Origin of the sequence: Endozoicomonas atrinae (assembly GCF_001647025.1) — a bacterium.
In the GTDB taxonomy this organism is placed as follows: domain Bacteria; phylum Pseudomonadota; class Gammaproteobacteria; order Pseudomonadales; family Endozoicomonadaceae; genus Endozoicomonas; species Endozoicomonas atrinae.
Map to the genome: position 1 here is coordinate 1 of NZ_LUKQ02000066.1, position 12326 is coordinate 12326.

Sequence of the window (12326 nt, forward strand, 5' to 3'; positions counted from 1 at the left end):
ATCCTGAGTTTTAATCTGACTGGCTATTTGATCTACCAGTTTTTCGTTGATTTCAACGCTCATTGTTATTCTCCATTTTGGAGTATTAACGACAAGCGTTTACACAATTTAAATTACATTCCCTCAGGAAGCTGCTTCGCGTTTCTTCATTTCCTCGGCGCGAAGGTCCTTTCTCAGGATTTTACCAACAGGAGTCATTGGTAGAACATCCCTGAACTCAACCTGCTTCGGAACTTTATACGCTGTCAGGTTCAATCGGCAGTATTCATTAACCTCCTCTGCCGTTAAACTCTTGTCTCCTGGAATAATAAAGAGTTTGACTGCCTCACCGGTTTTCTCATCTGGCACACCAATAACGGCACAGTTCTGCACTTTATCATGCTTGGAAACGATATCTTCAACTTCGTTGGGATAAACGTTAAAGCCTGAGACCAGCACCATATCCTTAACCCGGTCTACAATTTTCACATACCCTTCTTCATCGATAATGGCAACATCTCCGGTTTTAAACCAACCTTCATTATCGATCACTTCTGCTGTAGCTTCAGGACGCTTCCAATACCCTTTCATTACCTGAGGCCCTTTCACACATAGCTCCCCACGCTCCCCTAATGGCAGCTCACTCCCCTGATCATCAATGGTCTTAAGAGCCGTGCCAGACATGGGCAAGCCTACAGTACCCAGTTTTGAGTAACTGCCAGCGGGGTTCAGAGATACAACGGGTGATGTTTCAGAAAGACCGTATCCCTCAGAAATGGTACATCCCGTCATTCCTTTCCATCGGTTAGCCACCGCTGCTTGAAGAGCAGTACCACCCGACATGGTCAACTGCAGTTCGGAAAAGTCGAGGTCTTTGAACTCTGGGTGATTCATCAAGCCAACAAACAGCGTATTCAAGCCAATAAAGATATTCATCTTGTGGGGCTTCAGAGCCTTAACAAACGTATCCATATCCCGTGGGTTGGCAATCAAAACACTGTGCCCCCCCAGCTGGAAAAACGCCATCAGGTGCACAGTGAAAGCATAAATATGATAAAGAGGCAGGGGCGCAATCGCCGTATTTCCATCGGGCTTTGCCAGTGGAACACCATTATCATCCGTCTGAGACAACACGCTGGCCGTCTGCAGCACATTACTGACCAGGTTACGCTGAGTCAGCATAGCCCCTTTCGCTACCCCTGTCGTTCCACCTGTGTACTGAAGCACAGCCACATCATCAGGATTTGGAGGGAGAGGTTTACTGAACTTGGCTTTTGCCCCTAGCTTCATAGCCTGATTGAAGCTCAGTGCCTGTGGCAACTTGTAAGAGGGAACCATCTTCTTGACGTGCTTTACGGCAAGATTAATCAGCGATCTTTTCGGCCAGGGAAGTAGATCTGCCAACTCAGTGACAATCAGGTGCTTGATTGGTGTGTCCTGAATGATCTCCTCCACCAGATGGCCCACAACATTCAGGCAGACCAGCGCCTTGGCTCCTGAGTCAGTAAACTGATGTTTCATCTCTCTGGCAGTGTAGAGAGGGTTTGTATTAACAATGATCAAGCCTGCCTTAATTGCACCATAAACGACAACGGGATACTGAATAAGGTTCGGCAGCTGAATGGCAATACTGTCACCTGGCTTCAGCGTCGTATGGTTCTGGATATAAGCAGCAAACTGTGTACTAAGCAGATCTACTTCGTTGAAGGACACCGTTTTGCCCATGCTGGTATAGGCTGGCCGGTCGCCGTATTTATGGACTGCATGTTCAATGACTTCACCCAGGTTTTTGAACTGATCAAGATCAATTTGGTCAGCAACACCGGGGGCACGCTTGCCATCCCAAAAACTGGCTTCCATGAACACCTCATATTTATTTTTTTGTTGTTATCCGAAGGCAATGAAACAGTGGTATTTACCTACCCCGTGTCTTACAAAGGTCCTTCCTGCTTCATTCATTTTTGTGAATCATACTATCTAAACGTTCAACCTTGAACCCAAAATGATACTTTATGCTTCTTTTTGTTCTAAAAAGCCATAAACCTCTCATAAACTATCAGGGAGGCTGCATCAGGCTTTGTTCTGCATTTACGTCTACAATTATGATGTTTTTCAGGAAAGAAAAGGCTTACCACAGAGGCACAAAGACACAGAGAAAAGAGAGTTATTCTCCCCTTACTTATACCAATGCCACCTTCTAAACATGACCTGCGCAGCCATTTTAATCAGCTGGTTCTTCGTTGGAATTCCTCGCAATACCTGAGGGCACAAGTAGCCCAGCCGCCTTGCCCAGCAGTCCAAAATAGCTTACTCGATATCATATTTAGAAGGCGGAATGGGTATTACAGGGTATTGGAAAATCATTTGAGGAAGATGCTTAAGTCAAACAGGTGCAAATAGCTCACCAGCCCAAAGCTCGCAGCAATTCTCAGGAGAGGAAAGCAAGCTCAGCTTTTGTGGGCGAGTTAACTTTTTAATGACAGCCTCCCTTCTACTGGCTGATGAGCGGTCATGACCTCCTTCCAGATAGACCAACTGCTGTGGCTTTCGCCCCCTGAAATACCTGGCTCCCCTGGCAGTACCACAATGCTGATACCAGCGCCGTTCAATATCCGTCGTAATACCAGTATAAAGGCTATTATCACTTGCCTGAATTATGTAAACCGACCAACATCCATCCGACATTCTCTGCTCTTCCTGAACGACTCCAAACTCTGCAAACCCATTTGACCACTGTAGCGATGATACCTGACTGGTACTTTTGAAGGCTCTCATACTCCACTGTGCAGATGCCAGATCTTTAAACCATCTTCTGTCAATCTCAGGGCATATGTAGCTCGGACAATAACATTTCTGGCACTCTGCTCCGAACCTTTTTCACAACACCGCACATTCCAATAATTCGCACAACAGACCAGATCTTCTCTCACCACTTCAGTTGCCAGGTTGTACTCCATACTGTCAATCTCCCAGCGACTGAACATAAACTTGAACCAGCCAAGAATCTCCTCACGACCATGAAGGTCGCTGCCACAAGCCTCCCAGAATATCGCTTTTTCGGTAAACTGCGTCATGAGTCCGTGTGCATCTCCCCTTATATGAAAATCTGCATACTGCAGAAAAAAGCCTTCCAAGTTCATAAGGGGCATGTGGTCACTCCATTTTTTTTGTTTAAGAGTGGAAAATAGACCATTTTGCAAAACTGTCAGCCAATAGAAGGTAATACACCACCTATCACCCCAAACTGGGCAACAATTACTATAAGCCCAATAATAATCGCAATGGCCAGTGCTGGAATACCGCCTGCCACTTGATAAGGCTCTTCCATATGGAGTTTACGAACCTTCCAGACCAGTGCCACGGGAATAAACACGGCCAGAATCACCAGGGCCACGGCTGCGTAACCAAGGGCGGTGACAAAACTCCCCGGCATAAAAATAGCAGCCAGCAGTGGGATCAGTAGAGTGAGGGTTATCGTTTCAATCCGTCCCCAGATACCATGAGAACGACCAAACACTTCAGCCAGGTAATCAAATAACCCAAGAGCCACGCCCAGGAATGAAGTCCCAAGTGCAAAAGCGGCGAATGCACTGATCATATAATCAAAACTGGACGTATTGGAATGATTGCCTATGGCATCCATCAGCGAAGTTACACCATCTGAACTGTGTGCCATGGTAACCACCACTGCAGAGGAAACCACACCTATCACCACCGCCATCCAGATAACATAAATACTGAAAGGAAGGGCACTGCCACCAATCAGGGCATAGCGAAACCGGTGAGGTTTTCCCTGAACATACTGAACAACAGTAGGTACAGCACAGTGATAACCAAATGATGTATATAATACTGGCAGAGCAGCAAATAGAATGCTTGGAGCACTGTTCTCCAACGCAAGGTTACTCAAGCTGATCTCTGGTAATAGTGACAATACGATATACAGCAGCAAAGCGAGCATCAGTGCGAACATCACCCGGTTGACCACATCAACAACCCGGGTACCGGTCACGACCAGAATGGCAACCAACAGAACCACCACCGTCGCAGTGGTTCGAAAAGGCAGATGGATCCCCTCTTTTGCCAGCAGGCTTCCCAGAACATTAGCCCCGCCGGAAATGTAAGCTGCACAAAGGGAGTAATAAAGAAACAGCATGGCGACGACAGCAATGCCCTGACCAACCGGCCCCATTAAACGCCCCATAACACCATGCAGGTTTTCTGCTTCCGGGCAGGCCCGACAGGCCTCGGCAATCAGCAGCCCCCCATAGGTTGATAACCCCCACATCAAAAACATCAGGAATACGCCCCAGCCCAGACCTGTCAATGCTGACACCAGAGGTAATGCCAGCATGCCAGCACCAATCGAAGTACCGGCTACCAGAAGGCTGCTACCCAACGTCTGACTTTTCATATTCGGTCCACCTGCTTGATAAAACAAAAGCCACTAAAAGCGGCTTTTGAAAGTGGGAGGCTTATATAAGATAGGTCGACAAAATAACTCTATAAATAACCTATCAGCACTAATAATGGACCGAATTAGCGTTTTTTCTACTTATCAGGTGTTTTTGTCAGAAATCAGAAGGGGGGTTCTTTTCCATCAAGCGCAACACTTTTTATATTTTTTCCCGCTACCACAAAGACATGGGTCATTTCGACCCGGCACTTTTTCCAGTACTGCCGTTTTAGGCGTATCCTTCAATAACTGCAAAGCAGAGGTATCCTCTGCGACTTCCTCATCCACGTGAATTTGGCAAAACCAGCCATTTTCCAGAAACTCTTTTTCAAGCTCAGCTCTGCGCTCTTCTGTCTGAACCGAAAGAATGGCAGGGTTCTTTTCAGTCCCGAGACGAGCTTGCTTCTTACCATCGAAAACCCGGTAGGCCTGCTTATCGTCAATTTGAAGATTGGTCTGGGTGTAAAATTTGCCCATTTGATCACCTGCTAAGCTGGAAAAAAGTTGACCTCTCGGAACGAGAGCAAGATGAAATGCAAAACCGAAGCAGTTTACTGGAAGTCCCTGTCATTAGCCACCAGCCAATTTCTTCAAGACATCACTTAACATCAACAAGCCTGAAAGGTAAAAAGATCAACTAAAATTTATCCACTCACCTCATAAAACGTCATCAAACATCTCACCCGAACTCAGTCATAACACGTTATTTATCTCTTAGGAGGAACTATGGGCATCATTGATATCCTCGTTTTTCTAGTCGTCGGAGCTATCGCAGGCTTTCTGGCCGGTCAATTCTTCAAAGGCAGTGGCTTCGGTCTGACCTGGAATATGATTATCGGAATCGTAGGCTCCGTCATTGGCGGTCTGGTTTTTGGTATTCTGGGGTTTGCAACCACCAGCCTGCTGGGAAGCATCATCAGTGCAACACTGGGAGCAATATTACTACTGATCATTATTCAAAAAATAAAAGCCTGACTCTCTCCTGAAACCTAAAAACAGGAGGCTACTAGCGGTTTTCCCAGAAGATCGTATGAAAGCCGCCAGTATCAAATAAAATGCTACACTTTACCCCTTATCAAAAAATATGCCTTAAATAGCCCAACCCCCGAATTATGGTCACAGAACACTCATACTCTCTGGAAAAACTGGATACCCCCTCTCTGGTTGTTGACTTGGAAGCTATGGAGCAAAATCTGAAACGAATGCAGGCATTTGCAAGTCAGCATTCACTGGCTCTTCGTCCTCACACCAAGGCACATAAAATCCCTGCACTCGCAGCTATACAAGTTAGTTTGGGAGCTCAAGGTATCTGCGTAGCCAAGCTTGGTGAAGCTGAAGTCATGCTGGCAGGCGGAATAAAGGACATCCTGATTACCACCCCAATTGCCAACCCCATCAAGCTGGAACGACTGACCAACTTATACCTTAAGTATCCTGATGCGCGCATTATTCAGGTTATTGATCATTCAGACCATGCAATCACCATAGATCATATTGCCGCCAAACACGGGGTATTCGTTGAGGTACTCATCGAGGCTGAGTGTGGGCAACAGCGTTGCGGTGTTGAGGCAGGTCCTGAGCTACTCTCACTGATTGAGCTGGTCAATAAGCTACCTGCAGTTAAATATTCCGGAATACAGGCTTATACGGGCCACTTGCAGCATGTTCGGAATTACCAGGAAAGAGTTAAGCTTGCCCGGTCCTCTGTAAAACCTGTTTTTGATTTTATCAGCAACCGCTTGACTACCCCGGAGTTAAAACCCGAGATTATTTCCGGTGGAGGCAGTGGTACCTATGATGCCTACGACAACATCCCTTTCACAGAGCTACAGGCTGGCTCATACCTTTTTATGGACTGGGACTATCACTCAATTGGTTCGTCCGACGGGACAACATTTTATAAAGATTTTGACTGTGCCCTTAAAGTGTGGACCACCGTGATCAGTCGGCCAACGCCTGACCGGGCAGTCGTTGATGCGGGCATGAAGTGCCTGTCCATTGATTCTGGAATGCCCCATGTAGAAAGTCATGAGGATATCAAGTACCAAACAGGGGGAGATGAACATGGTATTCTGCACTTTTCGGAGAATAGTCAAAGCCTGAACATAGGCGATAGAATCATGATGATTCCAAGTCATTGCGATACAACACTTAATCAGTTCGACAAGCTGTACGGTATTCGCGATGGTATGGTTGAGAAGTGCTGGGTCATTGAGGGCCGTGGGCGGAGCGATTAACGCTCCACCTGCAAGCTTATAAAAGACGAATGCCATCCTCATCAATACGAATCAGGCGTTCTTTGTATAACCCGCCAATCGCCATTTTGAACACCCGTTTACTGACCGAAAACTCCCTTTTGACAACAGCAGGGTCAGTACGATCATTAAAAGGCAAAAAGCCCTGCTGAGCCTTCAGCCTTTCAAGAATCTCTGTGCCCAGATCATTCATCCCCTGCTTATCAAAGCCCGGCTTTTTCAGGCATAAATCCAGTTTCTGGTCAGGCCGGACTCGTTTAATAAACCCATCAAACTTCATCCCCATCCGGATTGGCCTGTCGATATCCTGGTCAAAAATAACACCCAGGTATTTATTGTCGACAATCGCCGTATAACCAATATCTGTACGGTCACAAACCATCAGTGATACCGCCTGACCGTTACCATACCGATGGGGATTTGTACTCAGAAACTTGCTTATTTTTGAAGACGCAACGATTCGGTAGCTCTGCTGTTCCTGATAGATATAAACCACATAGAACTGATCTTTGATCATGCGATCTTTCTGTTCACTGAAAGGAACCAGCAGCTCTTTTGGCATATTCCAGTCAAGAAAAGCACCAATACGGTTGGTATCAGTAACTTTCAGGCAGGCAAATTGCCCTACCTGAGCCTTGGGGCGGAGTGTCGTCGCAATGGGCACATCATCAGAGTCCAGGTAGATAAACACATCAAGCTCATCACCCACCTGACACCCTTCCGGCACAAAGCGTTTAGGCAGCAAGATATCTTCCAGCATACCCCCATCGAGAAATGCACCAAAATCCAGAAGATTGACCACCTTCAGGTGATTCATTCGACCTATTCTAACCATGAACCTGTCCGGCAATAAAAGCGGATGCGAATTATATCATTCCAGCGGAAACTCTGCTGTCATCAGTACCAAAAATAACGCTACTGTTTCTGCCAGATCAGTGTGCGGTTGTTAGCAGGCATCTCACAATCCGCCAGTAAAACCAGCCCTTGAGAGTCAGCCTCAGCGGTAACTGATTCAATGTCACGTATTCCCATATGGGAAGCCCTCTGCTTCAAATGCTGGTCAAAGTGGGCATTACTTTGGCTGGTATATTGCCCCTGATAGTTGAATGGACCGTACAGGCAGAAAACTCCACCACTGGCCAGTAGCTCCCCAATCCGATGAAACATGGCCTGCACTTCAGACCAGGCCATAATATGCGCGGTATTGGCCGAAAAAACACCATCTACACCATCAATGAGCCATTCACTACTGGACACATCCAGTTCAACAGGAGCATGGAGGTTATCCAGCTTTGCCTCAGATAACCAGGAGATAATTCCCGGATGATTCTCTAGTAAATCTGATGTTTGCCACTGAAGCCATGGCATATGGCCGGCAAAAAAAACCGCGTGCTGACCAGTACCACTGCCAATTTCCAAAATATGAGAGCACGCTTTAAAGTATGGGGATATAACATCCAGGATGGCTTTTTTGTTATTTTCACAAGCCTGTGAATAAGGTTTCTGCATTTTTTCTCCAAACAACCAAAACAATTCGCTCGTTATTTATGGCGTGAGAATTGCCTGATTAACGTCATATCCATTAGCCACAATAAAACGGTTTTCATCTCCATAATAACCGAGCAAGGAACATCAAGATGAAGTATTTTTCACGCCGTGCCGTAAAACCCGGTGATCTCAACCCTGCATACCGACTGTTTGGCGGCACACTTCTCGCCTGGATAGATGAGGAAGCTGGCATTTATGCTTCCTGTAAAATGGGCCCAGGCAAGTTACTGGTGACAAAATACATGTCAGAAATCGATTTTGTCAGCTCTGCAGCCTGTGGCGATATTCTCGAATTCGGCCTCGAAGTGGTCAGTACCGGTATGACCTCACTGACAGTAGGTTGTGTCGTACGCAATAAAGTAACCAGGCAGGTTATTATCGTCGTTGATCGTATTGTGTTTGTCTGTGTTGACGAAATGGGCAACCCAGCTCCGCACCATATCAATGCAGAAAAAGAGTCAGAAATGCTGGAAATGGGCTGATACAGGGCAAGTGCGCACCAGAAGAGGGCGCACTTTACACTCATTCCAATACCTTAAAAAGGTCAGTGTTTTGCAGGAGCAGACTTAAGCTGAACAGCGGGTTTTACTGCGGTAATAAACATCACCTGGCCATTCTGGATCACCTCTGCCAACAGCTCATAGTTACTGTCAGGATTAACCAGTTCGGGCGCATAGTTAACCATGTAATCCACCACATCCACATTCCGGCCTACCTGGATTCGCTCAATGCCAATGATGCCAGCCGGATCATTGGGCATGGAGCTATCCTGCAGAACCACAATAATTTCAGAGCCCGGAGCAAATGTTCCTTCACTGGCAGCAATCTGACCAGTTACATTGGCTGATTCTGCAACGTAGGTGAGTTTTTGATCGCCACTGCGACTGTTCAACATCAGGCCATGCTCTTTTATGGCGATATTATCCAGTTTTGGGAATGTTGCCAGATACTCTGCCTCTTTAGTCATAAATGGTGCCGGACAGGCTGCTCTGCTGCCTCCCATTGGGGTAAAGTGAATTTTATTATTGGCAACCTGGTAACTGCCAAAGTAGCGGTTACACTGGGCCTGGCCACCAATACGCCCATCCTGGGCAGTCGCAGGCCGAAGTTCCATGGTGACTCTTGGACCTGATGCTGCCTGACCGTTCATTGACGTCAATACCCAGGTTTTGTTCTCAACCAACTGGGGGTCAACACTTGTCAGCTTGTGGGAACTGCACCCAAATAGAGCAGCACCTGCAGCCAAAACAATACAAGAGTGAATCAACCTTTTCATGTCATACTCCAGCTACGGGAATAAAGATAAACGTGAAGGCTGTCGGACTTAAGCGTCTGTAGCGAGGGTCATCTTAAGTTCGAGAGCCTCCTGCGGGAAGCCATCAGCGATAGCCTGTAGAGGGTGACTGCCTGGGACAGAGTGGCCTGGCCTCCGCAAAATATGGCCCTTTGATCAGCCAGAAAATCAGAAGCTGATAGAAATAAAGTAGTCGATCATCAGGTATTGCCGCCATTCTAATGTGCATTAACTAACGTCAAGATAACCTGGCAGTCAACTTGTTCTCAGTCAGCCAGGACCGATATTAACCCAGGTAACAAATGAGAATAATTCCTATGCATTAATGCGTAAGATTCAGTATGATCGGAAACACTGGCACAGAATAAACAACCGATATATGGCTCCGAAATCTACAGCAGGAAACAAACTTATCAGCCGGGGCTACAGCCTGGCGGAAGAGATTGCCAATAGCATTACTCACGGCCTGGGGGCCCTGCTGAGTGTTGCCGGTCTGACGCTGCTGGTAACCTTTGCCGCTCATCAGGCTGATGTATGGCGGGTCGTCAGCTTCAGCATCTATGGCACCACCATGATTCTACTGTTTCTTGCCTCGACGCTTTACCACAGCTTTCAGCATCCAAAAACCAAAAAAGTCTTCAAAATACTGGATCACTGCTCCATCTATCTGCTGATTGCCGGAACCTATACTCCTTTTCTTCTGGTTAGCATGAGAAGTGTAACCGGATGGATTCTTTTTGCCGTGATATGGACATTGGCTGCACTGGGTATCATCTTCAAAGTCGTGTTTGGGTCAAAATACAAAAAACTATCAGTAAGCACTTACATTCTTATGGGTTGGCTGGTTCTGTTTGCTTCCGGTGAGCTGGCAGATAATTTATCAGCCGGCGGAATATACTGGCTGGTTGCCGGTGGATTACTTTATACATTTGGCGTAATTTTTTATTTATGGAAAAAGCTGCCCTTTAATCACGCAATCTGGCACCTATTTGTATTAGGTGGCTCTGCCTGTCACTTCTTTTCTGTTTTGTTTCATGTTTTACCGCCCGCCTGAGTAGATGAATATTAGTGATATATTCAGGCATCTTTTCAAGATAAAAGAACCTTTTTCTCAAAAGCATTGTCAAACGCTCATTATTAAAATTATGAGAAAAATTTATTATGCTTAAATCTCAATGCCTTACCAGCCCGCCAAATCCGCTCTCAAGCTCAGGAGTTAATAAAAATAATACCGAACGTTTTCAGCCAGATCCGGAAATTACTCACAATGCTAGAAGGTTAAGAGAGCAAGGCATTTCGTCCCCCTACTTAGCAAGTGGACAGAAAACCCCCTCTGAATCTCTAAATGAAGTTCACGATGGAAAGCCGGGCAGACACGTTAAACGATTGCAAAGCTTCCATAGCTGGCCAGGACAGAAATCACAATTTGATAATCGACCAATCCTCAGCGACTTGCTATCAACTAGCATCCCACCGGAATCAACGTCTGCTGAACAAATAACACCTACAATAACAACCGAGTCAGTTCAAATTCAATGCTCGGATGACAAGGATATAAAACAAAGAGAAGTTTTGGCTGAAAGTGAACGTCCTGCAAATCGACGCAGCTATGATGATACCGATGAAAAAAGGGCCGGTATTTATCAATGGGTAAAAAAAGAAAATTTCAGTCAAGTAGTAGAGCACCTCGAATATAGAGTTTATACCGATAATGCAGTAGTTAATAAAAAACTAGAAGCTCAACGAGCTGAAGCAGAAAAACAACAGAAAACACAACAACAAAAACAATTTATCCGACCAGAAAGCCAGAGATATAACGCTGAATTCCTGACACTGGATAAAGACCATGGCGCTGTTGAGCTTGGCAGCGGCCATTTAATGGATAGAAATGACAATCGAAAAACAAAACCATGCACGGTTTGTTCAGAGTATTCACAAGAAGATACTGCCACAGGTGTCGCCTGGAGTATGGGGAGGCGATATGAAATGGAAGACAGCCATCAAGTCAGTAGCTTTGAAATAAACGTTGCTCATACCCAATACCCTGTAAAGATAGCTTGCGTATTTGATGGTCATGATGGGCCAGAGTTTGCTGAATATGCCAGGGATAATATTGAAGATCGTCTGGCCTTTTATCTGGAAAAATTTAACCGTAATGGTCTCAGTAATGCTGGCATAATGAGTGCGCTGAAAATACTCATGGTGGATCTTGATGGCAGACAAGCAGATAATACCCCATCTAAAATCGAAGGCCTTCTGGACAAAAGAGGAGGTGATAAAACTGACAACCCAGGTACAACCGCCAGTGTGGCAGTACTGATCAATAACGAACTTTGGATAAGTGGTGTTGGGGACTGCAGAGCTTTGCTAGTCTCTGAAAATGGAGAGACTCAACAAGTCAGCTGCGATATAAAGCCTAAAACTGTCATACAAAAAGTAAAAAATAGAGGTGGCCTGGTCATGATGGGCCGCTTAGCAGGAGTCCTGTCAACCGGAACAGCTATCGGAGACCATAACTTAGCCTCAGTTAGCTCACGCCCCAAAGTCACCCGCTATACCGCAGATGAGTTTCCGGGAAAAATCCTCGTTCAGGTTTGTGATGGTGTTACCGATGTCGCCTCTTCCAATGAGATTGGTCAAGCTGCAGCACAATACGCAAAGGAAGGAGATTCTGAAGCTAAAATAGCAGGTAAAATCGTCGCACAGGCATATGCTGCTGGATCAGGAGACAATCTGTCTTGTATGGTAACAACTTTTAAGCCGCTTGCTCGCGCCAGACCTGAGCCATAGAAGA

The 12326-nt window shown here is 46.0% G+C and carries 13 protein-coding genes; 5 read left to right on the plus strand and 8 right to left on the minus strand.

The window, feature by feature from the left end:
• Window positions 1-123 precede the first annotated feature (123 nt).
• The 5 genes from AK963_RS11345 to AK963_RS11365 all read right to left on the minus strand — a co-directional run bounded on the left by AK963_RS11345 (window position 124) and on the right by AK963_RS11365 (window position 4912).
• Complete coding sequence (locus AK963_RS11345; RefSeq protein ID WP_066015566.1) at window positions 124-1839, minus strand: AMP-binding protein; 1716 nt, start codon at window positions 1837-1839, stop codon at window positions 124-126.
• Between the two features lie 522 nt (window positions 1840-2361).
• Complete coding sequence (locus tag AK963_RS11350) at window positions 2362-2754, minus strand: GIY-YIG nuclease family protein (RefSeq protein WP_238593703.1); 393 nt, start codon at window positions 2752-2754, stop codon at window positions 2362-2364.
• On the minus strand, window positions 2751-3128 hold the full coding sequence (locus AK963_RS11355) for a nuclear transport factor 2 family protein (protein WP_066015567.1): 378 nt from the start codon (window positions 3126-3128) through the stop codon (window positions 2751-2753). The genes AK963_RS11350 and AK963_RS11355 overlap by 4 nt, the downstream gene beginning before the upstream one ends.
• A gap of 56 nt (window positions 3129-3184) precedes the next feature.
• Window positions 3185-4393: an aromatic amino acid transport family protein gene (locus tag AK963_RS11360; protein ID WP_066015568.1), complete on the minus strand. Its 1209-nt coding sequence runs from the start codon at window positions 4391-4393 to the stop codon at window positions 3185-3187.
• Window positions 4394-4579: 186 nt separating this feature from the next.
• Window positions 4580-4912 (minus strand): PBPRA1643 family SWIM/SEC-C metal-binding motif protein, encoded by a 333-nt coding sequence (locus AK963_RS11365; protein ID WP_066015569.1) that lies wholly within the window; start codon window positions 4910-4912, stop codon window positions 4580-4582.
• 249 nt (window positions 4913-5161) lie between these two features.
• Here AK963_RS11365 and AK963_RS11370 point away from each other — a divergent pair, with 249 nt between their 5' ends.
• Both AK963_RS11370 and AK963_RS11375 read left to right on the plus strand, forming a co-directional pair.
• Window positions 5162-5410, plus strand: a complete 249-nt coding sequence (locus AK963_RS11370; RefSeq protein ID WP_066015570.1) for a GlsB/YeaQ/YmgE family stress response membrane protein — start codon at window positions 5162-5164, stop codon at window positions 5408-5410.
• 137 nt (window positions 5411-5547) lie between these two features.
• Window positions 5548-6672: a DSD1 family PLP-dependent enzyme gene (locus AK963_RS11375; RefSeq protein ID WP_066015571.1), complete on the plus strand. Its 1125-nt coding sequence runs from the start codon at window positions 5548-5550 to the stop codon at window positions 6670-6672.
• Between the two features lie 16 nt (window positions 6673-6688).
• Here the strand turns inward: AK963_RS11375 and AK963_RS11380 are convergent, their stop codons facing one another.
• Window positions 6689-7525 (minus strand): CvfB family protein, encoded by an 837-nt coding sequence (locus AK963_RS11380; RefSeq protein WP_066015572.1) that lies wholly within the window; start codon window positions 7523-7525, stop codon window positions 6689-6691.
• A gap of 80 nt (window positions 7526-7605) precedes the next feature.
• Window positions 7606-8199 (minus strand): DUF938 domain-containing protein, encoded by a 594-nt coding sequence (locus AK963_RS11385; protein ID WP_066015586.1) that lies wholly within the window; start codon window positions 8197-8199, stop codon window positions 7606-7608.
• Window positions 8200-8327: 128 nt separating this feature from the next.
• On the opposite strand from AK963_RS11385, the gene AK963_RS11390 reads away from it, so the two are divergent.
• Complete coding sequence (locus tag AK963_RS11390) at window positions 8328-8720, plus strand: acyl-CoA thioesterase (RefSeq protein ID WP_066015573.1); 393 nt, start codon at window positions 8328-8330, stop codon at window positions 8718-8720.
• Window positions 8721-8782: 62 nt separating this feature from the next.
• On the opposite strand, the gene AK963_RS11395 is transcribed toward AK963_RS11390, so the two are convergent.
• Window positions 8783-9514 (minus strand): META domain-containing protein, encoded by a 732-nt coding sequence (locus AK963_RS11395; protein ID WP_066015574.1) that lies wholly within the window; start codon window positions 9512-9514, stop codon window positions 8783-8785.
• Window positions 9515-9911: 397 nt separating this feature from the next.
• On the opposite strand from AK963_RS11395, the gene trhA reads away from it, so the two are divergent.
• Window positions 9912-10586: a PAQR family membrane homeostasis protein TrhA gene (trhA, locus tag AK963_RS11400; protein ID WP_066015587.1), complete on the plus strand. Its 675-nt coding sequence runs from the start codon at window positions 9912-9914 to the stop codon at window positions 10584-10586.
• A gap of 107 nt (window positions 10587-10693) precedes the next feature.
• Window positions 10694-12322, plus strand: a complete 1629-nt coding sequence (locus AK963_RS11405) for a PP2C family serine/threonine-protein phosphatase (RefSeq protein ID WP_083232589.1) — start codon at window positions 10694-10696, stop codon at window positions 12320-12322.
• The last annotated feature ends 4 nt before the right edge of the window (window positions 12323-12326 follow it).